This is a genomic window from Paenibacillus jepli, assembly GCF_047238105.1.
GTDB lineage: Bacteria > Bacillota > Bacilli > Paenibacillales > Paenibacillaceae > Paenibacillus_D.
The window spans coordinates 6,023,281-6,043,629 of the sequence record NZ_JBDFMD010000001.1 but is presented as its reverse complement, the minus strand read 5'-3'; the positions used below and the strand labels follow the sequence as shown (position 1 = coordinate 6,043,629).

The 20,349-nt window shown below is 57.2% G+C and carries 22 protein-coding genes and 1 other annotated feature; of the genes, 7 read left to right on the top strand and 15 right to left on the bottom strand.

Features of this window, described 5'->3' with window-relative positions:
• Positions 1–14: 14 nt before the first annotated feature.
• The 10 genes from ABC336_RS25485 to ABC336_RS25440 all read right to left on the bottom strand — a co-directional run bounded on the left by ABC336_RS25485 (position 15) and on the right by ABC336_RS25440 (position 11,483).
• Positions 15–1,613: a copper amine oxidase N-terminal domain-containing protein gene (locus ABC336_RS25485; protein WP_413241326.1), complete on the bottom strand. Its 1,599-nt coding sequence runs from the start codon at positions 1,611–1,613 to the stop codon at positions 15–17.
• Positions 1,614–1,753: 140 nt separating this feature from the next.
• The gene (locus ABC336_RS25480) at positions 1,754–3,412 is read right to left on the bottom strand and encodes a putative polysaccharide biosynthesis protein (RefSeq protein ID WP_413241325.1); all 1,659 of its coding nucleotides are present in this window, start codon (positions 3,410–3,412) and stop codon (positions 1,754–1,756) included.
• 25 nt (positions 3,413–3,437) lie between these two features.
• Positions 3,438–3,920 (bottom strand): DUF456 domain-containing protein, encoded by a 483-nt coding sequence (locus ABC336_RS25475; protein ID WP_413241324.1) that lies wholly within the window; start codon positions 3,918–3,920, stop codon positions 3,438–3,440.
• 29 nt (positions 3,921–3,949) lie between these two features.
• Positions 3,950–4,702 carry a Cof-type HAD-IIB family hydrolase gene (locus tag ABC336_RS25470; protein WP_413241323.1) on the bottom strand — a complete coding sequence of 251 codons (753 nt, stop codon included), beginning with the start codon at positions 4,700–4,702 and terminating at the stop codon, positions 3,950–3,952.
• A 132-nt stretch (positions 4,703–4,834) separates the two neighbouring features.
• Positions 4,835–5,815, bottom strand: coding sequence for a metal ABC transporter solute-binding protein, Zn/Mn family (locus tag ABC336_RS25465; RefSeq protein ID WP_413241322.1), 981 nt, complete (start codon positions 5,813–5,815; stop codon positions 4,835–4,837).
• 30 nt (positions 5,816–5,845) lie between these two features.
• Positions 5,846–6,721, bottom strand: a complete 876-nt coding sequence (locus tag ABC336_RS25460) for a metal ABC transporter permease (RefSeq protein ID WP_413241321.1) — start codon at positions 6,719–6,721, stop codon at positions 5,846–5,848.
• Positions 6,721–7,470 carry a metal ABC transporter ATP-binding protein gene (locus tag ABC336_RS25455; protein WP_413241320.1) on the bottom strand — a complete coding sequence of 250 codons (750 nt, stop codon included), beginning with the start codon at positions 7,468–7,470 and terminating at the stop codon, positions 6,721–6,723. The genes ABC336_RS25460 and ABC336_RS25455 overlap by 1 nt, the downstream gene beginning before the upstream one ends.
• Positions 7,471–7,809: 339 nt before the next feature.
• On the bottom strand, positions 7,810–9,852 hold the full coding sequence (locus ABC336_RS25450; protein WP_413241319.1) for a peptidoglycan D,D-transpeptidase FtsI family protein: 2,043 nt from the start codon (positions 9,850–9,852) through the stop codon (positions 7,810–7,812).
• A gap of 23 nt (positions 9,853–9,875) precedes the next feature.
• Positions 9,876–11,015, bottom strand: a complete 1,140-nt coding sequence (locus ABC336_RS25445; protein WP_413241318.1) for a transglutaminase domain-containing protein — start codon at positions 11,013–11,015, stop codon at positions 9,876–9,878.
• Positions 11,016–11,030: 15 nt separating this feature from the next.
• Positions 11,031–11,483, bottom strand: a complete 453-nt coding sequence (locus ABC336_RS25440) for a hypothetical protein (protein WP_413241317.1) — start codon at positions 11,481–11,483, stop codon at positions 11,031–11,033.
• Between the two features lie 221 nt (positions 11,484–11,704).
• Between ABC336_RS25440 and ABC336_RS25435 the strand changes: the two genes are divergently transcribed.
• Both ABC336_RS25435 and ABC336_RS25430 read left to right on the top strand, forming a co-directional pair.
• Complete coding sequence (locus tag ABC336_RS25435; protein ID WP_413241316.1) at positions 11,705–12,853, top strand: MFS transporter; 1,149 nt, start codon at positions 11,705–11,707, stop codon at positions 12,851–12,853.
• A gap of 66 nt (positions 12,854–12,919) precedes the next feature.
• Complete coding sequence (locus tag ABC336_RS25430) at positions 12,920–13,294, top strand: toprim domain-containing protein (RefSeq protein WP_413241315.1); 375 nt, start codon at positions 12,920–12,922, stop codon at positions 13,292–13,294.
• Here ABC336_RS25430 and ABC336_RS25425 read toward each other — a convergent pair.
• Together ABC336_RS25425 and ABC336_RS25420 are read right to left on the bottom strand one after the other, a co-directional pair.
• Complete coding sequence (locus ABC336_RS25425; protein ID WP_413241314.1) at positions 13,285–14,211, bottom strand: AEC family transporter; 927 nt, start codon at positions 14,209–14,211, stop codon at positions 13,285–13,287. The genes ABC336_RS25430 and ABC336_RS25425 overlap by 10 nt on opposite strands.
• Positions 14,212–14,392: 181 nt before the next feature.
• Positions 14,393–14,998 carry an SCO family protein gene (locus tag ABC336_RS25420; protein WP_413241313.1) on the bottom strand — a complete coding sequence of 202 codons (606 nt, stop codon included), beginning with the start codon at positions 14,996–14,998 and terminating at the stop codon, positions 14,393–14,395.
• 285 nt (positions 14,999–15,283) lie between these two features.
• Here ABC336_RS25420 and ABC336_RS25415 point away from each other — a divergent pair, with 285 nt between their 5' ends.
• Positions 15,284–15,706, top strand: coding sequence for a cell wall hydrolase (locus ABC336_RS25415; RefSeq protein ID WP_413241312.1), 423 nt, complete (start codon positions 15,284–15,286; stop codon positions 15,704–15,706).
• A 53-nt stretch (positions 15,707–15,759) separates the two neighbouring features.
• Positions 15,760–16,272 (top strand): spore coat protein GerQ, encoded by a 513-nt coding sequence (gene gerQ / locus ABC336_RS25410; RefSeq protein WP_413241311.1) that lies wholly within the window; start codon positions 15,760–15,762, stop codon positions 16,270–16,272.
• Here gerQ and ABC336_RS25405 read toward each other — a convergent pair.
• Entirely contained in the window at positions 16,261–16,539 is a 279-nt protein-coding gene (locus ABC336_RS25405) for a hypothetical protein (protein ID WP_413241310.1), read from the bottom strand. The genes gerQ and ABC336_RS25405 overlap by 12 nt on opposite strands.
• Positions 16,540–16,648: 109 nt before the next feature.
• Between ABC336_RS25405 and ABC336_RS25400 the strand changes: the two genes are divergently transcribed.
• Positions 16,649–17,638: a metal-dependent hydrolase gene (locus tag ABC336_RS25400; protein ID WP_413241309.1), complete on the top strand. Its 990-nt coding sequence runs from the start codon at positions 16,649–16,651 to the stop codon at positions 17,636–17,638.
• Between the two features lie 324 nt (positions 17,639–17,962).
• Here the strand turns inward: ABC336_RS25400 and ABC336_RS25395 are convergent, their stop codons facing one another.
• Complete coding sequence (locus ABC336_RS25395) at positions 17,963–18,184, bottom strand: alpha/beta-type small acid-soluble spore protein (protein WP_413241308.1); 222 nt, start codon at positions 18,182–18,184, stop codon at positions 17,963–17,965.
• A 143-nt stretch (positions 18,185–18,327) separates the two neighbouring features.
• Here ABC336_RS25395 and ABC336_RS25390 point away from each other — a divergent pair, with 143 nt between their 5' ends.
• Positions 18,328–18,501: a DUF5325 family protein gene (locus ABC336_RS25390; protein WP_413241307.1), complete on the top strand. Its 174-nt coding sequence runs from the start codon at positions 18,328–18,330 to the stop codon at positions 18,499–18,501.
• Positions 18,502–18,508: 7 nt separating this feature from the next.
• On the opposite strand, the gene trpS is transcribed toward ABC336_RS25390, so the two are convergent.
• Positions 18,509–19,495, bottom strand: coding sequence for a tryptophan--tRNA ligase (gene trpS / locus ABC336_RS25385; RefSeq protein WP_413241306.1), 987 nt, complete (start codon positions 19,493–19,495; stop codon positions 18,509–18,511).
• Between the two features lie 54 nt (positions 19,496–19,549).
• Positions 19,550–19,779, bottom strand: a binding site (T-box leader).
• Positions 19,780–19,942: 163 nt separating this feature from the next.
• Here trpS and ABC336_RS25380 point away from each other — a divergent pair.
• Positions 19,943–20,347, top strand: a complete 405-nt coding sequence (locus tag ABC336_RS25380) for a hypothetical protein (RefSeq protein WP_413241305.1) — start codon at positions 19,943–19,945, stop codon at positions 20,345–20,347.
• Positions 20,348–20,349: the final 2 nt, after the last annotated feature.

Here is a 20,349-nt window from a genome sequence, read left to right as displayed (position 1 = left end):
AATATCGCTCTCTTCTAGAGTTCCCGCTCCAGGACCAGATATTTCTCATCCTCGGCGAAGTAGAACGTATCCCAGTACAGCGTGCCGCCCAGCGCCTCGATGTAGTTGCGCGCTGGCACATACAGTGTATCGCCGATGACGGTTGCCGGGAACGCCCAGCTTGCGTCGCTACCGTTCACCGTTACGATGTTGCTGCCTTTACGGAACTTCAGATAGGTGCCTGTGGCCGGATCATAGATATCATAGGTGCCGGTCTCCGGCAGATAGGCCAGGCGGCCGCCCAGCGCCTCTGTCGTATCGCGCAGCGGGATCAGCGTGATGCCGCCAGGCGTCACAACCGGCGGGTTCGGATCGAACTCCGGGTACAGCTCTATAGTCTGCACATTCATCCCTGTATAACGCAGCAAGTCGTTCATCAGCGAGCCTTCCTCGAACAGACGGACGATCTCGTACGATTCCATCTCGAACAGACGCTCGAGCGAGATGTCGCCGCGCTTGGTGACCAGACGCTCCGGCTCGACCTCGCCGTTGACATTCCACTGCTCGCCGCTGCTGCGGATGACCAAGCCTTCCAGCGGGAAGTCATAGCCATACTCGTCGTCTGCAGGGATCGCCGGCTTGAATACGAGCTCGGAGGAAGTCTTGCGAATATTCAGCTTGCTGTCCACGAACAGTTCGGTCTTGAGATAGGACTCTTCGTTGAAGAAGACCGCCAGCGATTCCGGATCTTCTTCCTGCGCAGCTGTAAGCTCGGCCTGCAGCTCGCGAAGCAGCCCCAGTACTTCTATAACGCCTTCCTGGATGAACTCGTCCTCGGTCTGCCCTTCCGGCAGCCCCTCGTCGAACGGGTTCGGAACGCCTGCAACCTCCCAGATCGGCGTCTCATCCGAGAACAGCGAAATGATGGCAGTAAGCAGCTCGGTGAGCCCTTCTTCATCGGCGATCAACGCATCCAGGTAAGCCTGGACGAGCGGCAGCACCTCATCGCCGCCGATCTCTGCCTGCACTCGCGTCAGCTGCAGCGTCTCCCCGTTCACCTCTGCTTGCGCGGGCGCAACCGTCAGGTTGGACGGGTTCGGCAGATTGTCGATGACATAACCGCCTATGTAGTCCAGCAGTTCATGACCCAGCTCTGTCAGAGAAGCTTCGGTCTCGGCGTCCAGCTCGAACTCGGCCGTTTCCTCCCAATCCTCCAGTCCCAGATCCGCCAGGTCGAGGTAGAATGCCCGCTGGGCGCCTTCCAACTCGATGCGAGCCTGCTCCCCCGCCACAGCAACGGAGAAGTCCATGCTCCGCTCACCAAGGGTGAGGCTGCCTTTCATAGATATGTTCTCCGCATCCTTCATCCGGATATCGGAGACCTCGAGTTTCACCGAAGAGAACAGCTCCAGCAGCGCCGCTTCGTCTGCCTCCATCGCGGCCAGCGCATCTTCCTTGAAGAGCAGTTGCAGTTCAAGCTGTTCTTTGCCTTCCATGGAGGTAACTTTGAGCGATTGCTTCAGCATCGCGTTCAGATCCAGTCCGCCCACCGCCTGGCAGCCGGCGACGATGATCAGAACCGCCGATAGCAGCAAGGCTGTCCAGGACTTTTTGCCCCAACTTGATAAATTCATGAATAAAAAACCTCCTCCATCGTAAGAATGCCATTAAGACATTCTACCATGGAGAAGGAATGATTGGAAGATTTGTAAGCATGAAAACGGCGGCCGCTCAGCCTTAAATTTGTATAAAGGGATGAACTGGCCAGCGATCGCTAACCTGTTCCCCTAACGCGCGCCGGAATGAAGCGCATCAGCAGCCGGAACACCTTCCGCAGCGGACCCGGGAACGTCTGAACATCGCTCTCCCGGACGACCCTTAACAGGATCAGCAGCACGAGATAGAGGCCCAGCATCACTAATCCGGCCAGCGCGGCGGTCACGATATAAGCGAGCCGGTCAGGCCACGCCTCCAGCAACTGGCGGCCGCCCCAGTCGAGGCCGTAGCCGGCGGCGCCGGTTAAGGCGATCACGAGCAGATAAGCCGCCCAGCGGCTGCCCAGCACCTGCAGCTTGACGACGCCTCCGATCACCCGCAGATTGAGCATCGTGATCAGGATAAAACAGAGCGTCGATGCGATGATCAATCCGTAGACGCCAAGCACCGGTCCGAGCATGACGCTGCCGGCGATCTTCACGGCGATCCCCAACAGCGTATGGATCATCGGCGTGCGGGCATTGCCGAGACCGAACAGCATCGAGTTGCTCGTCATCATCGTAATCTGGAAGATCGTACCTGCCGTTAGCGCAGCAACGATCGCACTGCCTCCGGCTGTCTCATAGATCGAACCGGTTACCGAGGTGGCCAGCACAGTCAGCGACAATGCCGCAGGAATCCCGGTGAACAGTACGATACGCATGACCAGCGATCCCTGACGCTGCACCTCCTGCATATTGCCGACGGCAAAGGCGCTGGAGATGACCGGGATGATCGACGTGCTGAGCGCAATGGCGAGGATCGGCGGGATGCCGGCGATCGCCTGCGCTTTGATGCCGAGGATGTTAAGCGCGTTGGCGGCATCGGCCGGCGTATAATAGCTTCCCGTCAGCCGGATGAAGAAGAAAGAGTCGATCATATAAATTAACTGTACGGTCATAGCCGTCATGACGATCGGAATCGACATGCGGAATATTTCTTTATAGATCGCCCTGTATTTGAGCGGCGTCTTGACTGCAGGTGATACCGCAGCCTTACCAGAGATCCCGCCGGCAGAGGCTTCAGCGGCATCCTGCCGCCTCAACTTGTAAGCATACCATAACATGACACCGAAGGCGCCGACGCTGCCGAACACACTGCCGAGCGTCGCTGCCGCCGAGATCCACTCCTGGTCATAACCGAGGGAGACGACGATGAGCGCCAGTCCGACACCTGTGACGACGCGCAGGATCTGCTCGATGATCTGCGAGATGCCCCCTGCAGTCATCATCTGCCGGCCCTGGAAGTACCCCCGCATCATCGCGATGACAGGGAACAGCAGCAGCGCCGGAGCGATCGCCTGTACAGCTAGAGTAGCCCCGGGATTGCGGGCGAGCTTGTCCAGAACCAGCGGCGCCGAGAAGAACAGCCCGAAGGACATGACGAGCCCGGCGGCGATGCCAAAACGCAGCGCCGCCCGGTAGATCTGCTGGGCCTCGTCGACGCGCCCCTGGGCATAGCGCTCCGAGATCATCTTGCTGATCGTGCTCGGAATGCCGCCGGTAGCAATCACCAGCAAAAGTAGATAAGTGGTATTAGCCACCGTAAAGTAGGCGCCGCCCGCATCATCGAAGATAAAGTCGAAAGGTATGCGCTGGAACAGCCCCAGGAACCTGGCGATCAGCGCCGCCGCCGCCAGCACGAGCGTGCCTTTGATCAATGAATCCTTTTTAATCATGTATAATGACTCCTGCCTGTTTTCTTCAGACCACCAGCCAGATGATGAACAGCACGATCATGATGGTCTGCAATATAAGTTTGACGATCGTACTGGTGAACAGCCCGACTACCGACCCGTAGCCGACACGCAGCGCATGATCCATGCTGGAGCGCGTGCTCAGCTCGCCGATCACGGCGCCGGCGAAAGGTCCGATCAGGAGGCCGACCCCGGGGATGACGAAAGGACCAATGATGATGCCGATCGTGCTGCCGATGATCGAAGCCCGGGAGCCGCCGAACCGTTTGACACCCCAGGCGCTCACCGCATAGTCCGCGATGAACAAGACCGCCACGATCAACGTCTGCAGCGTCCAGAACACCCAGCCGAAAGGCTCGAAGCTGATCATCAGCCCGTACACGAAAAATGCGCCGTAGATCGCCAGCGCGCCGGGCAGGATCGGGAAGATGGCACCCGCCATGCCCACAATAAACAAGATGACGATCAGGATCCATGCAACGATCTCCACGCCATCAACCTCCCCCAGCTAGTAATAACTTATTTGCCCTTGAATATATAATCTTCGATGACACGCGCGATCGCATCTTCATTGTTGGTGACGGTAACCGCATCTGCAGCCGCCTTGACCCGCTCCTGCGCATTGCCCATCGCAATGCCGAGCCCCACTTCCTGAATGACTGACAGATCATTGAGACTGTCACCCACCGCGATCACCTCCGACATCTCGATCCCCAGCATCCCGCACACTTCACGGACACCGCCCGCTTTGGATACACCCTCGGGGTTGATCTCGAGGTTCGTCGTCGACGAGTTCGTGATCTCCAGTCCGCCCCAGCCTTCGATTTCGCGACGGATGGCGGCTCTCGCCTCGTCATCCGGTGTGTCAAAACCGAATTTGAGCCAATGCTTGTCGCTGATCTGCTCGCCGGGCTCCAGCCAGCGCTCGGCATTGTAGATGTCCTCGACCGCATAAGCCCAGTACCACGCCCCATGCGTATCGGCCAGCTCCCGCAGCTTGCCGACGATGCTCTCTGCCAGGTATGTACGCTTATGCAGCACATGCGGCCGGTGCCAGATCTCCCCGCCATTGATCGTCACCATCGGTGTCGTCAGCTCCAGCTGCTCCGCAAAGGGGAGCGCGCTGCGGAAGCCGCGGCCGGTCGAGAAGATGACCGTCACGCCCGCATCCAGCGCCTTGTGGATCCATTTGGCATTCTCTTCACTGATCTCGCTTCGGTCATTGAGCAGCGTGCCGTCCATATCGAGTGCTATCAGTTTGTACTTATTCATCTAGGCGCCTCCTTCCAACACAGTAGCTCCAGTTTATCATATTCTGGGCCGATTCCAAAAGCATGCCGTCTTTCGAAGCACGACAAAACCGCCCGGCAGGAGATTCTCCTGCCGGGCGGCTGCAGCTGCCGGTTATTTCAGGCCTTCGATAATCGTCTCGATGTTATACCGCATCATATCGAGATACGTATCTCCCGCTTCGCCCGGACGACCCAGCGAATCCGTGAACACCTCGCCGACGATCGGCACCCCCGAATCTCTCGATACCGCCTCCATGCTGCGTGGATCGACGCTCGTCTCGACGAACAGCCCCTTGACCTCGCGCCCTTTGATCTCGTCGACGATGGACTGCACCTGTGCCGGCGTCCCCTCGCTCTCCGAGTTGATCTCCCAGATATACCCAGCCTCGATGCCATAAGCGTCGCTGAAATATTTGAACGCTCCTTCGCTCGTTACGAGGAACCGCTGACTCTCCGGGATCTCCTGGAAGCGCTCGACCGCCTCGTCATGAAGCTGCTGAAGCTCTGCGATATAGGCTTCCGCATTTGCCGCGTATTCCGCGCTGTGTGCCGGATCCAGCTCGCTGAGCGCCGCCTGCGCATTCTGCGCATAGCGGATGCCGTTGCGCAGATCGAGCCAGGCATGGGGATCGCTTTCGCCCTCGTTGCCCGCTTCGGTTAAGTATTTGACTTCCACGCCTTCGCTGATCAGATAGACCGGCGCGTCCTCGCCATCCTTGCCCGCCGTCTCCAGCAGCTTCTCAAACCAGGAATTGCCGGCTTCGAGATTGATGCCATTGTAGAAGATCGCATCGGCATCGGCGGTACGGGTCACATCGGCAGGCCGCGGGTCGAATTCATGCGGGTTCGAGCCCACAGGCGCCAGTGAGATTACCTCGACATGCTCTCCGCCCACCTGCTTCACGATATCATACACAATCGAGTATGTGGCGACGATGTTCAACTTGTCGGCCGCTTCTTGCGGGTCGTTGCCCGCTGCCTCTCCCCCTCCGGTTGCCGGTCCTCCGTTGTTGGCGCAGCCTGCCAGCAGCAGCACAGCCAGCAACCCTGCCACCCATACGTTCCATTTTCTTGCTCTAGCGCGTTGCTTCATACTCTTCCACTCCTCATTCATCTACTTGATCTATTGTTCCAATGCCCGCCCTTTCACCCGTTCCCGTTGCTGCCGCTTGCGGATTGACTTCATCAGCATGCCTTGCTTCGGCGAGAATACGAAAACGGTGAAGAACATGACGGTAGAGGCGACTACAATCGTCGCTCCGGATGCCAGATTATAGGTGTAACTGAAGTACAGCCCGGCCACTGCCGCCAGCGCGCCGAACAGCGCAGACAGATACAGCATCACCCACAGCCGGTCCGTGAGCAGATATGCGGTCGCTGCAGGCGTAATGAGCATCGCCACGACCAGGATGATGCCGACGGTCTGCAGCGAGGCGACCGTCACCATCGTCAGCAGCGTCATCAGCAGGTAATGGATCAGCCGGACCGGCAGTCCGTAGGCCGCCGACATCGTCGCATCGAAGGTGCTGATCAGCAGTTCCTTGTAGAACAGATAGATGCAGCCGACCACGATCAGACCAATCACCAGCGTAAACCACATCTCCGAGGGACGGACTGCCAGCACATTGCCGAACAGGATGTGATACAGATCCGTACTGCTCTTCATCATCGTGATCAGGATAATCCCGATCGCAAAAGCGAAGGTGAACATAATGCCGATAGAGACATCATGCTTGATCCGGCTGTTCTGGCTGACGAAACCAATCCCGATCGCCGTTAACACGCCCGTAATCACAGCCCCGATGAAAAAGTTGATTCCCAGCATGTAAGAGATCGCTACACCAGGCAGCACCGCATGCGAGATCGCGTCGCCCATCAGCGCCATCCCCCGGAGGATAATAAAGCATCCGATGACGCCGCAGATGATCCCGACCATCACCGCCGTCATCAGCGCCTTCTGCATAAAACCGTAATTCATGACGGCATCGATAAATTCCATCAGATGCTCACCCCCAGCTCGCGCATGAATGAAAACTCGCCCCTGTAGGCCCGGGCCATCACTTCCGGACGGAAGACATCCTTGACTTCGCCGAAGCCGACCAGCTCGCGGTTGATCAGCAGCAGCTTGTTAAAATAGTCGCTTGCCTTGCTCAGATCGTGGTGGACGACGACGATCGTCTTGTCTTTGGCCTGCTGCTCCTTCAAGATCGTCACGATCGTCTGCTCGCTCGTCAGATCGACGCCGACGAACGGTTCATCCAGGAAGAACAGATCCGGCTTCTGTGCCAGCGCCCGGGCCAGGAAAACCCGCTGCTGCTGGCCGCCTGACAGCTCGCCGATCTGACGTTTGTGGAAATCCGCCATCCCGACCTGCTCCAGACAGCTGTAGGCCCACTCGCGCTGCGCCTTGGCAGGTCGGCGGAACCAACCGAGAGCGGGATAGGTGCCCAGCAGCACCGTATCCAGCACCGTGATCGGAAAGTGCCAGTCGATCTCGCTGCGTTGCGGCACATAGGCGATCTGTTTGCGCAGCTCCTTGATCGGCCGTCCAAGGAAGGTGATGTCGCCCCGGTCGCGGGGGATCAGATGAAGCAGCGCCTTCAGCAGGGTAGATTTGCCCGCGCCATTCGGTCCGATGACGCCGACCAGATTGCCGGTATCCAGGTCAAAGCTGACGTCCCGGATCGCTTCGACGCCGTTGTAGGATACGTGCAGATGTTCGACGGAGATGGCCGTGTTCGTAGACATCGTTCTTCAGCCTTCTTTCGGATATATAGTGGTGAGCCACCGGCAGCAGCCGGCAGCAGTTTATACTTGCAGCAGCATCAGCAATACATACAGAATCGTCATCATACCGCGTTGCAGCGGCGGCGGAAGCTTGATCTTCATGGACAACCCCTCCTGTTCAGGAATCATATTGCCTGGGTGAATAAAAGTTAGTCCGAGTAATGTTTATTCCCCTAACGCCTCTTTTTTTATATTATACAATAAAGTTTCCTTAGTGCAACATTTATTTTTTTAGCATCAAAAAGACGATAACGGGTCGTCCGCTATCGTCTTACGTTACATTTTAAGTGCATGCTCGTTCTACTCTTCTTCGCCCTGCTCGTCTTCCGCTTGCGATTGTTGCTGCTGCTTCAGCTTCGGCTCCCCGGAGAGTCCATAATAATCGTCATAAGCGTCGAAGATCTGACGGGCGATCGGTGCCGCGCCGTAGCCGCCGGAGCCGCCCTCGGGGACGATCACAGCCACCGCAAGCACCGGATCCTTGGCCGGCGCATAGGCGATGAACACGGCGTTCTCGATCACTTTGCCCGCTACTTGCTGCTCGGATGTTCCCGTCTTGCGCAGATAGGTGTAATCCACCCCTTCGAAGCCTTGGGAGCTTACTCGGCTCATCCCGCGCTCGATCACGTTCCAGTATGCATCCGGGATGTCGATTTCATTGAGAACCTCCGGCTCAAAAGACTGGACGACACGGCCTTCGCTGTCGGTGATCTTCTCGACGAACTGCGGCTTCAACCGCTGGCCGCGGCTGGCCATCGTCGCTGTATACTGCGCCAGCTGCAGCGCCGTATATCGCCCCTGCTGTCCGAAGGACGCGCGGATCAGCGCCGACTGCGAGCTGGCGTTCTCCGCTTCGTGGAAGTAGTCGACGACGCCCGCCGACTCCCCCGGCAGACCGCTGCCGGTGACGACGCCAAGCCCGAACTGCTTCATGTAGTCGTCCCATAGCTCGACGCCCTTGGAGCCGTCGCGGGCATTGAGCCGGTTGCCGATCATCTCGGCCATGAACGTGTTGGAGGACTTCTCGATCGCCCGGGCGCCGTCCATCATTCCGTATGCGCGCGAGCCCGCATTTTTGATCGAGGTGCGATGCGTCCCTTCGCGGCCGAAGTAGAATACCCCGCGATCATTGTAGGTCGCCCCCGGCCCGAACAACTGCTCATTGAGCCCGATCAGCACGGTGAGCGGCTTCATCGTCGAGCCCAGCGGCACCAGCGACGAAGGATGCTTGGCCCGTTCCTCAGGGTCTGCATAGTTCTGATAGACCTGACGGATCGCACCGTTCAGATACAGATACTCGATCTCTCGAAAATCAGCTGTACTAATGCCCCCGCCGTGCCACAGGTTCGGATCGTAATCCGGCATGCTGGCCATGGCGACAACCTTGCCGGTCTTGACCTCCATCGCGACGGCGAGTCCCGTGTTGGCATAAGGCGCCCGCTCCTGGCGGCGCGGCGAGGTGCGGAGTTTCTCGAGATGACTCATGATCGCATCCTCGGTCCGGGACTGGACCTCGCGATGAATCGTCAGGTGCAGATCGTTGCCCTTCTCCGGCTTGGTCATCTCCATCGGACCGACGATATGGCCTCTGGCATCGATCGGATACGTCTTGAGTCCATTGCGGCCGCGCAGCTCGTCCTGATACATGTACTCCAGGCCGTCCATCCCGACATCCTCATGATCCAGGTAGCGGTCTCTCGGATCTTCCACACGGTCGAGATCCTTGTAGCGGTCGACCGATTCTTTGACGCCTCTGTACTTCTTTAGGTAACCTACCAGCTGTACAGCGATCGTATCGGTATCATAATGGCGGATGCTGTCTTCCATAATATCGATGCCGGGGAACTGGTCGCGGTTCTCCGAGAAGTAGGCGATCTCTTCCTTCGTCAGATCGGATTTGATGCGGCGCGGCGTATAAGCATTGTTCAGCCGGTAGTCGAGGTCCATCTGCTTGACGATATCTTCGACTTCCATCAGGTTGTCCGGGTCGCCGTAGCGGGCGAACACGTCATGCAGCTTTTCTGCGTATTCTCTGCCCCGTTCCGCGTTGATCCCCGTTTCAATCTGGTAATAGAGAGACATCGTCGACGTCGAATAAGCGATCTCTTTGCCGGAGGCATCGTAGATATTGCCCCGGATCGGCGGGATCCTGACGTCCCCGGTCGTCAGCCGCGCCTTCTCGGCGGCATAGGTCGGACCCTCGACGAACTGCAGGACAGCTAGCCGGATGATCAGGATACAAAATAGTAGAAACGTGCTGAAGAAAAAGACATTCAGCCGAAACGAGAAGCCGCGCCGTTTGGCGGCCTCCCGCTTCTGCGGATCTTCGGAAAATCCTTTCACTTACATTACCTCCCAAAAGCTTCCTAAACGTCGCGAATATGGGTGTCGTCAAAATTCGGAGGATTAAACCAATCTCCGGCTCTTGCCCAGGTGGCATCCAGAGGGATCCAGCCATCCTCCGTCCGCACTTCATTCCAGGCATGCGGTCCGAGATTGCCCCCTTCGCCGCCCAGTCCGGTCACGACGCGAACATCCAGCCCGACCGAACGGGCCATCACGGCATACAGCCGTGCCACGTCGATGCATACGCCTCGGCGCATATCGAATGTATCCTGCGGCGTCTGTTCCTGCCAGACGCCATGGTCGATGTAGTTATCGGCCTTGTCCCAGTCATAAGCGATCCGGGTGCCAACCCAGTCATACAGCGCCCGCGCCTTCGCTTCGGCCCCGTCCAGCTCTTCGGTGACGTGACGCGCCGCTTCGCCGATCTCCGCCGGCACCGCATGGTCGATAATCTCGTAGCGTCGCTGCAGCATCTGCCGGAACTCGGTCTCCACCGCCTTGGTGATGACCGGACCGTGCCGGGTCAGTACCGGGCCGGCGAGCGGCGCGATCAACCGTTCTGTCGTCTCCCGGTAGGTCGTCGACGCCTGGATATGATCCGCCATCGGCGCGGTCGGCAGCAGCGTGACATAGATGAACAGCAGCGCCAGCAGCACAAACGCCCGGCCGATGCCATGAACGGCTCCGATAGCAGCGCCTGTGAGCTTGCTCAGGAGACCGGCCAGCCAGCCTGATGAGGTCAAGGCTTCGCCGCGGCTGCCTTGCTTGTGCAGGACGATCGGCGTCAAGAGCGCGAACAGGCCACGCAGCACGATATAAGCGAGCAGGAACACGACGCCGAACCGCAACAGGGCAAAATCCCGCAGACCGGTAATGAAGGCATACCAGATCTGCAAGAGCGTGTTCATCTCTTCATCGGGGATGCGGATGCTCCGGTCGATCAGCCAGCGCTGCAGTCGCGGCGACAGCAGACCGGCGGCCTGCGCAGCCAGCAGCAGCGAGATGGCGATCCACACTGCCTCCCAGAGAAAGCGGAACAGCCGCTTGGCCGAACCGGAGGCGCCGTAGAACAGCCCTTGGACCAGCGAGCCGGCGAGCACAAGCAGCAGCAGGACCGAGACCCACTCGAAGCGGAGCAGCGTATCCAGCCATTGGTCCATATTACCCCTCCTGCCTTAGCTGTTCTGACGAGCTTGATCGATCAGTCCGCGAACCGTCTCGTCCAGCTTCCACTTGCCCAGCGAAGCGCCGCGGTAGGTGACAGCCACCTCCTGCTCGCCGCCGGTCCACTCCAGCGTCAGCGTCGGTGTCTCGACCTTATGGGTACCGTCGCCATTATCGGTATAGACCGCTTTATCGGCCTCCCCTACCATCGCCTGGAACGCTTCCTGTCTTACGGAGTCCGCTACCTGCGAGCCGATCGAACGGAGGTCGTCGAGGCTGCCGCTCAGATCCTGCAGGTTGTACCCGCTGTAGGCGATAACCGCAATGATGATCACTGCGACGATCGCCCATTTGATGACGGTCCGCACCACTTTGACAACGATCAAGAGCACGAGCAGCGCGATCAGCAGCACCAGCCAGTTCTCTTGAAAAAATAACGACCAGGTCTCCCAATCATAACTCATCACAATATCCCCCTTTATGTATACACAAACCATTCAAGTAAGCTCATTTATCTGTTGGCTCGCAAGTTGACATGGCTACACCCATTATACCTTACCGCGCCGGGAGCGTAAACGAAGCGCTAGCCATTTTCACGGGATTGGCATATCCCCCTCTCCGCAAGCGTACAAGTTATCTATATAGCGGAGATTCAACTTACGACCGGTCAGGAGGATTTGGCAATATGAAGACGGCCATATGGCTTTATTTGTTTCTGTTTGTCGCGTTTTTCGATCTGCATGCGCAATATCCTATTCTGACGCCGTTTGCGATCTCGATCGGCGCCGCGCCTTCCTTCATCGGGTTGATGATGGGGATCTACTCGATCACGCATCTGCCGGGCAACTGGATCGCCGGGTTCAGCGTGGACCGTTACGGCAGCCGGATTTTTATCGTCTTCAGCTTGATGACAGCAGGGATCATCCTGCTGCTGCAGGCGCGTGTCACCGACCCGTGGCAGCTGCTGGCGCTGCGCTCGCTCAGCGGTTTTGTACTCGCCTTCCTGTCACCTGCTTGTATGGCGCTGCTCGCCCGCCTCGCTACCAACCAGACTGAGCAAGGCAAGCTGATGGCCGGCAATTCGCTGGTCCATACTCTGGCCTCGGTCATCTCGCCAGCTGCCGGAGCCTTCCTCGTCGCCAAGCTCGGCTTCAATACGTCATTTTTCATGCTTGGCGTGCTGCTAATAATGATCTCGCTGTGTGCGCTGTTCTTTATCCGCGACGTCCCCGAGGCGCCGAAGCTGCCGGGAGATGCCGCCGCCGCGGCCGAACAGCATCCGATCCCGACGCCCGTCCCGCTCGTCGTCTACGTGCTGCCGATCGCCATGGCTTGCGCTCAGGGCATCCTCTCCTTCGAGCTGCCGCTGCTGGCCACCAGCACAAATGCGATGATGACGACTGGACTGCTGTTCTCTGTCGTCAGCTTCGGGGCGCTGATCACACTTAGCATGCTGTTCCTCAATCGCTATTCCGCCTACCACCGCTCGTTGTGGGGGGCATTTGTCCTGGCCTTGGCTTATTTCGGTCTGGCGATGGACGCGCCGCTTCCCGTCGCAGTCATGCTGCTCCTCCTCGGCATGGCCAAAGGCATCATCTTTCCGGCCTTGTCCACGCTGCTCATCCAGCTCAGCGGAGGTACACGCTACGGCCGCACCTTTTCGCTGCTCTCCATTGCCTTCTCGATCGGCGCCTTCCTCGGTCCCATGCTGGCAGGACAGCTGAGAGCGCATGTCTCGCCTTATCTGCTTGCCTTCGCCGTCCTGATGATCGCCGTCTCTCTGCTCCCCTTCCACTTGCTCCGGCCGACAGAGCCGCATACACGTCTGAGCTGACGGCTTCTCGCCCCCCGGTGTACCAACCGCCATGGATCAGGGTACAATAGGGATGAGGTGAGTTCCATGCGTATCGCAATTATCGTCGAAGGCAAAAACGACCGGCGCCGTCTGCAGCAAATCGTCACAGAAGAAGTCGCGATCCACTGTTCCTACGGCACACCCGGGACCGAGCAGATCGAGCGCCTGCTCCGGCAGACCGAGGACCGGGAAGTCTATCTGTTCATGGATAACGACTCCTCCGGCAAACGGATTCGCGGCAAGCTGCGCGATGCGTTCCCCGATGCAGAGCATATCTATACCCGCAGAGGTTATCCCGGCGTCGAAGGCACGCCGGTTGAATATCTGGTGGAGCAGCTCGAAAAGGCGGGACTCGGCGAGTACATCGTATACCCGGATGCCGGTCCCGCCCCCAGATGGAGCAAAGAAGATCAGATCTGAAGCATGAAGATGACGAGGGTGACCGAGATGACGCTGAGCATCGTCGACAGGAACACCGCTTGCGAAGAAAACTCGGGTTCATTGTCGAACTCGACGGCAAGCAGCACACTGCTCAGCGATGTCGGCACCGCCGAGGAGACGATCAGCGCTGCCGCCATCATGCCTTCGATCCCGAGCGCCCAGACGATCAGTGCCGCCAACGCCGGTCCGGCGAGCAGACGCAGGAAGCTGGAGATCCCCACATCCGTAAGCAGCGACCGATTGATCTGCCACTTCATGCTGCCGAGCTGGACGCCCAGCGTCAGAAGCGCTGTACCGATGAAGGCATCGGCCATATAGTCGACCGGCGTCTCGATAAATCCGGGCACCGGCACCGAGAAGCCGCGCATCAGCAGCGCCACCGGGATCACATAGATGATCGGCATCGACAGGATGGTCCGCCAGACGGCGCGCAGATCGCTGCGATGCGCATTGACGCTGTAGATGCCGTAAGTGTTGGGGATGAGCGACTGCATCATCATAACGATCACCTGGATCGCCAGCGTATCCGGGTTGCCGTTGAACGCCAGCTGATTGATCGGGATCCCATAATTGGCGCTGTTGTAGAACAACACACTATTGCGCATCGCTGCCCGCATCCCGCCCTGATATCGCCTCAGCCTGACGACGATCTCCAGCACAACATACTGCAGCAGCATGAACAGCACGAAGAAGAGCAGCACTTTGCCCATCACGCCCAGCGTAATATTCGTTGTGTAGAGCAGCTTGAAGATGATGGCCGGTGAAAATACGTAAAAGTTCAGTTTGGAAAGCGTTTTAATATCCAAATGAAAAGCCCGCATCATGATGACGCCGATGGCAATCATCACCGATAGCGGGAGCACATTATGCATAAGAATATGCCAAAATATCGTCATGTTGGTTCTCTTCTTTCTGCAGTTCCAAGGTGAAACGGCTTCGCCTAAAAGTTTCACGAAGCAAAACTAGCTTCGTAAGCAACGGCGCAGCAAGTTTCATTCCGGAGAAATATAAGCTAAGTAGATAGGAGAATCATATATTTTCTTGTATTTCACGGAAGGAGAAGTTATTGGACTTGCCTTAGTCTTTGAGCACCGCCTCGACATCCTGGATGATGGATTCGGTCGTCAGCTCCGCATCGGCGCGGATATACTTGCGCACCTGGCCCTCGCGGTCGACGAGGATGAAATAATTGGTATGCGTAAAATTGCCGCTCGGATCTTTGATTACCGTTACCCCGTAAGACTTGGCCAACTCGGCCGTATACGTCTCATCGCCCCGCAAGAAATCCCAGCCGCTAAAGTCGATAGCCTGGAACTTTCCGGCGAACTCGCGGATCCGCTCCGGCGTATCCCGCTCCGGATCGATCGTGATGGAGTTGATCATGAAGTCCTCACCGAAGCGCCCCTGGCTGATCATTTCGTTCTGCACCTGGATCAGCTGCGCCGTGGAAGGCGGACAGACATCCGGACAATATGAGAAGTAGAAGTAGAACAGCCGCACTTTGCCATTGCTGTCAGCCAGCGTCACCGGATTGCCGTCCAGATCGGTCAGCTCATAATCAGGAGCCGCCGACATCTTGGGCAGCCTGCTTTCCTCCGCCGAAGACCAGTACAGGTACCCGGCCATCAAGGCGCACAGCGCCAATATCGCAATTTTGAATCCGTGCCGCTTCAGCACGCTCATGTCAAGTCCCTCCCTGATGCTGCTGCTTGCCGTCCTTAAAGCACGGCGAGTAATCGTGTTTAATCATACCGAAAATACAATCCTTTGACAATGTATGCAGCCGCCTGTTCATCATATTGACATGAGTCGCTGCCGTCTGCCAAATCGGGTCATTCCGCATTTTTTCTGTCTGGGCAGACACCATTTTGGTCCTGGGCCAATACAATGACAGTGTGGTTTTCGCCCATGGGCTTGCATCCGGGCGAAACGCTGACATGGCCGAAGAAAGGAGTGAAGCACAGGCCCATGGCTGTCATCAAATCGACAGAGGACGATGTAAGAATGCTGGCTCGACTCATGCGTGCGGAGGCGGAAGGCGAAGGAGAACTCGGTATGCTGATGGTGGGCAATGTCGGAGTCAACCGCGTGCTGGGAAACTGCATTGATTTTCGCGATATCCGGTCCATCCCCCAAATGGTATTTCAATCGCCCGGCGGCTTTGAAGCGACACAAAAGGGTTACTTTTATCAACGGGCCAGAGAAAGCGAGATCCGGCTGGCCAGGCGGGTTATTAGCGGTGAACGGCAGCATCCCGCCTCCAACGCCCTGTGGTTTTTCAGGCCGGCAGGCGCCTGCCCGGCCACATGGTATGATCAGGCCAATACGGGACGTTTCAAGGCACATTGTTTTTTTGCTCCGACACCCGGGGATTGCCCGGAAGTTTATTAAGCAAGCAGAATAGAGGCTTGCTGACTCTAACCCAGTGAAAGCGAGGAAATGATATGTCTACACCCCACGGGTACCACCCCGCCTACGGAGGCTATCCGGCATCGACCGGCTATGGCTACGCCACACCTGCGATGATGCCGTCCAGTATGGGCGCGCAGGCGATGCCTGCCGCAACGATGCCGCCCACTGTGCCAAGCGGCGCAGTGGTCACCCCCAGCGGCGGCAATATTGTGACTGCCCCGCTCGTCGAAGAATCCTATGTCGAGAACATCCTGCGCCTGAACCGCGGCAAGATGGCCACGATCTATATGACCTACGAGAACAATCGCGAGTGGAACGCCAAAATATTCAAAGGCATTGTCGAGGCTGCGGGACGCGACCATATTATCCTCAGCGATCCCGTAACCGGCATGCGCTTCCTGCTGCTTACACTCAACCTGGATTACATTACCTTTGACGAGCCGATCAATTATGAATATCCGTTTCACGGCACAGTCGTCTCCAATACGACGCCCATGGACGGTAACGCAACTGCAAAACTAGGCACAGCCCAATTATCGAGATAATTGCCGGAATGACCAGGCATTGACTTTGCTTCCGCCTATCCACTTCGGCAATTCATTCCAGGGCGCACCTCCCGAGCGGGCAGCGTCCTGGATTTGCTGCGCCTGCTCCGCAGTCTCCGCTGTCCAGATCTCCACGAAGAGCCCGGATTGATCTATTCCTTCATATATAATAGTGCCGGGAAAGGATTGCATCATTTGCTCCGCCCATCTCAGATATTCCGTCCGTTGCTCACCGGCGATGCGATACTCCATCATACATACATACAAGCGAATTGACCTCCTTCATAATTTGCGCGTTTTTAAGAAATACTGATCTCAGTATAGCGCACGAACCGCGCAGCGGTCATCCGTGCTCACCCATCAAGGAGGTTGTCTCATGGATAGCGGTACGCATCTTGTCATGGGGCTCGGCCTGGCCGGACTGGCCTGCGTCGATCCCGTGATTGCTTCGAATCAGACGATTTTTTTTGCCGCCATGCTCGGCACGATAGCCGGGTCGCTGGCTCCGGATCTGGATTCACTGCTGCGGCTCAAGAGCAACGCGGCATACATCCGGAATCACCGTGGCTTATCCCACTCGTTCCCTGCGGTCCTGCTGTGGACGCTCTTGATTACAGGAGCACTGCAGGTCGGCTTCAGAGGTTCATTGCCCTGGCTGCAGATCGGCGGCTGGGTTCTGCTTGCCGTCGCGCTTCATGTCTTCACCGACCTGCTCAATACGTACGGCACCCAAGCTCTGTGGCCGTTCTCGAAGCGCTGGATCGCGTGGAATATCCTGCCGATCTTCGATCCTGTCATCTTCACAACCCACATGCTCGCCATCCTGTTATGGGCGCTTGCGGGAGCGCAGCCGGCTGTCGTCTTCCCGATCTTGTATCTGTTCCTGACGATCTACTGCTTATGGCGCAGCTGGCTTCACCGCACCACCTGGGATCAGCTGCTGAGACTGGATAAGGGAGCCGCGGAAGGCGCGGCACACTACCACCTCATCCCTACCATCTCCACCTACGACTGGCATGTGCTGAAGGAGATGAACGATGGCAGCTATCATGTCGGCTCGCTCAAGCATGGCCGTCTGACATGGCTGGATCATGTCCACTGCGCCGATCATCCGGCAGTCGAACAATCCAAAACCGACCCGTCGATTGCTGCCTTTCTCTACTTTACGTCGTTTGCCTGCGCGCAGGTCATCGAGCATTCATGGGGCGTCGAAGTGCGTTGGTCCGATGTCCGCTACCGCCACCGCAAGCAATATCCGTTTGTTGCCGTGCTGCTGATGGATCACAAGAGCCATACGCTCGGCTCCTTCGTCGGCTGGCTCAGCGATGACCGGCTGCAGAAGCGGCTGCGGATGAATACCTATTGACGTCCCAATGCCCTTCCTGCACAATGAGGAAGGGCAATCATTTTTTCACTAAATAATTTAAATAAGTAAGTGAAGGTTTCATATTGTGAGTAAATGCCGATGGGTGCGGAATCGATTCTGGAGAAGCGTAGCGCTCGCCTTTGTTCCCGGATTTCCCCCTTTAAGGGACTCATAATCAAGAAATCTGGGAACAACAGCGATCGGAAGAACGATCCGTTACCTTGAGGCCTTCATTTTACAAGCACGATGAACTTCGCTGATAAACAAATTAAAAAGCCCCGCCCTCTTGCGAGGACGGAGCTGTGATGATGCTTTTACGCCGGATTAACGGGATTGACCAGCCAGTTGCTGCTCAGCGATTTGGACAAGCTTTCTTGTGATGTAGCCACCAAGGGAACCTGCGTCACGAGTAGCTACGTTGCCGTAGTATCCGTCTGCAGGAATTTGAATGCCCAGTTCTTGAGCAGCTTCCATTTTCATTTGTTGCAAAGCTTGAGTCGCTTGCGGTACTACCAGAGTGTTGCTGTTACGGGATTGGCCTGCCATATGGAATTCTCCTTTCATCCTCTGCGAATGTTTGTTGGTGCAAGCTTAGTATGCGCGGGATGTTGAAGAATATGCTCTGCTTTTAAAAGTTTCGAGAAAAAACTTTCGGGCCTGCTCCGGCCCTATGAAAGGAGTTGTTCTCTGTGTCCAAATCGCTTTCTTTATTTTTTGCCGTCATCGGTGTAGTGTTTATGTTCGCCACCGCGATCGCCCTCAGTCACAATGGTTGGCTGGCGGCCGCCCTGGCCCTGCTCACCGTCTGCTGGATCGGCTCCGGCTTTGTCATGCGCGCCCGAATCCGCAGACGGTCACAGTAAACCCAAGTCACCCCGGAAGGACGAAGCCCATTCTCTCCTTGACATCCAGCAGCGTCTGTCCTGCGATGACAGAGGCTTCCTCCGCACCGGCCTTCAAAATCGAGGTCAGCTCGCCTGAACGGCGAATCTCATAATACCTGGCTTGCAGCGGCTCCAGAAGCGCCACGACATGCTCGGCCAGGTTTTTCTTGAAGGCACCGTAGCCTTGGCCTTCGTACTCCGCTTCGATCTCTTCAACCGTCTTGCCTGCACAATGAGCGTAGATCCCCATCAGATTGCTGATCTCCGGCTTGCCCGCCGGATCGTATCGGACTTCCCTGCCCGAGTCGGTCGTCGCCCGGCTGAGCTTCTTGCGGATCACATCGGGCGGATCGAGCAGAGCGATATAGCTCGCTGGATTCGGATTGCTCTTGCTCATCTTCTTGCTGGCATCGTCCAGCGACATGATGCGAGCGCCAACTTTTGGCGTATACGGCTCCGGCACCTTGAAGTAATCTCCGTATTTGCCGTTAAAGCGCTGCGCCAGGTTGCGCGTCAGCTCCAGATGCTGTTTCTGGTCATCGCCTACCGGTACCAGGTCCGCATTGTAGAGCATGATGTCCGCTGCCATCAGCGAGGGATAGACGAACAGCCCAGCGCCTACCGAATCCTTGCCTTCCGACTTGTCCTTGAACTGCGTCATCCTCTCCAGCTCGCCCATGTAGGACAACGTCGTGAACAACCACCCAAGCTCGGCATGCGCCGGAACATGCGACTGCAGGAACATGCTGGCTTTTGCAGGATCGATGCCGGCGGCCAGGAACAGCGCCGCCACCGACTCGGTCTGCTCGCGCAGCGCTTGTGGTTCTTGCGGTACCGTAACAGCATGCATGTCAACGACCATAAAGAAGCATTGATGGCTGTCCTGCAGCTTCACAAAATTTTGAATCGCGCCGATGTAGTTGCCCAGCGTCAGTTGGCCGCTCGGCTGTATGCCTGATAACACTCGTTTCATTGGAACCCCTCCATATCGCTTCTCATTCGGACAGAACGCAAAAAAGCCCCCGCCGCAAGGGACGAGAGACCGTGGTGCCACCCTAATTCGCTTGCCTAACCGGCAAGCCTTCACATCCCTTAACGCGGGACCGACGGAATACCCTACCCAGCAGTCACTTATGCCTGCCTTCCGATATCCGGCTCGAGGATCCATTCTGCAACGCGGCTGCTCCGGTTCGCACCAACCACCGGCTCTCTGCTCCAGCTTCACACGAGGATACTCATTCCTGTCATGGCCATTACAGACGATTATACTGTCCGGAATAGATTTGTCAAGGGCATGCAAACCCGATCGCTATCAAAAAATGGTGATTCAAAATACCTAAAAGTGGTGTAATATCTAAATAACTATGGTAATATTAGTCCATTAGAACTATTACGTCGTGAGACAGGAGGCATGGACAACATGTTGACCGAGTTAAAAGTAGCCCATTGTACGGAATGCGGCGAGATCTATCAGAAAAACCTCCGCGGTCTCTGTCAACGCTGCGCCATGGAGCTTGATCGTCAGATGCTGTCGGTCGAACGCTATATGGCACGTTATCCTGCGGCTGATACCGAAGCAGCTGCTGCCCATGCCGGGATCCTCCCCTCTCGTATCCGAGGATGGCTAAGATCCGGCAAGCTCCGCAATGACAGTTATCCCAACCTTTGTGACGCATGCGATCTGTGCGGGGCGCCTGTTCATGCCGGCCACCTGTGTCACGGCTGTTCGTCTCGTATCCAGACCGATATCCGGCGGGTGCTCACCCAGGAGATGGAGTCCCGGGAACGCAAGCGGACCGCCGTCAATTACCGTTATCGCGCATAACC

Bases quoted from the DNA above. Each gene is read 5' to 3' on its own strand.
- ABC336_RS25445 (WP_413241318.1), bottom strand. From the start codon at position 11,015: ATGGACCAATGGCTGGATACGCTGCTCCGCTTCGAGTGGGTCTCGGTC.
- ABC336_RS25480 (WP_413241325.1), bottom strand. From the start codon at position 3,412: ATGATTAAAAAGGATTCATTGATCAAAGGCACGCTCGTGCTGGCGGCG.
- ABC336_RS25435 (WP_413241316.1), top strand. From the start codon at position 11,705: ATGAAGACGGCCATATGGCTTTATTTGTTTCTGTTTGTCGCGTTTTTC.
- ABC336_RS25470 (WP_413241323.1), bottom strand. From the start codon at position 4,702: ATGAATAAGTACAAACTGATAGCACTCGATATGGACGGCACGCTGCTC.
- gerQ (WP_413241311.1), top strand. From the start codon at position 15,760: ATGTCTACACCCCACGGGTACCACCCCGCCTACGGAGGCTATCCGGCA.
- ABC336_RS25430 (WP_413241315.1), top strand. From the start codon at position 12,920: ATGCGTATCGCAATTATCGTCGAAGGCAAAAACGACCGGCGCCGTCTG.
- ABC336_RS25440 (WP_413241317.1), bottom strand. From the start codon at position 11,483: ATGAGTTATGATTGGGAGACCTGGTCGTTATTTTTTCAAGAGAACTGG.
- ABC336_RS25380 (WP_413241305.1), top strand. From the start codon at position 19,943: ATGTTGACCGAGTTAAAAGTAGCCCATTGTACGGAATGCGGCGAGATC.
- ABC336_RS25425 (WP_413241314.1), bottom strand. From the start codon at position 14,211: ATGACGATATTTTGGCATATTCTTATGCATAATGTGCTCCCGCTATCG.
- trpS (WP_413241306.1), bottom strand. From the start codon at position 19,495: ATGAAACGAGTGTTATCAGGCATACAGCCGAGCGGCCAACTGACGCTG.
- ABC336_RS25465 (WP_413241322.1), bottom strand. From the start codon at position 5,815: ATGAAGCAACGCGCTAGAGCAAGAAAATGGAACGTATGGGTGGCAGGG.
- ABC336_RS25485 (WP_413241326.1), bottom strand. From the start codon at position 1,613: ATGAATTTATCAAGTTGGGGCAAAAAGTCCTGGACAGCCTTGCTGCTA.
- ABC336_RS25420 (WP_413241313.1), bottom strand. From the start codon at position 14,998: ATGAGCGTGCTGAAGCGGCACGGATTCAAAATTGCGATATTGGCGCTG.
- ABC336_RS25455 (WP_413241320.1), bottom strand. From the start codon at position 7,470: ATGTCTACGAACACGGCCATCTCCGTCGAACATCTGCACGTATCCTAC.
- ABC336_RS25415 (WP_413241312.1), top strand. From the start codon at position 15,284: ATGGCTGTCATCAAATCGACAGAGGACGATGTAAGAATGCTGGCTCGA.
- ABC336_RS25395 (WP_413241308.1), bottom strand. From the start codon at position 18,184: ATGGCAGGCCAATCCCGTAACAGCAACACTCTGGTAGTACCGCAAGCG.
- ABC336_RS25460 (WP_413241321.1), bottom strand. From the start codon at position 6,721: ATGGAATTTATCGATGCCGTCATGAATTACGGTTTTATGCAGAAGGCG.
- ABC336_RS25400 (WP_413241309.1), top strand. From the start codon at position 16,649: ATGGATAGCGGTACGCATCTTGTCATGGGGCTCGGCCTGGCCGGACTG.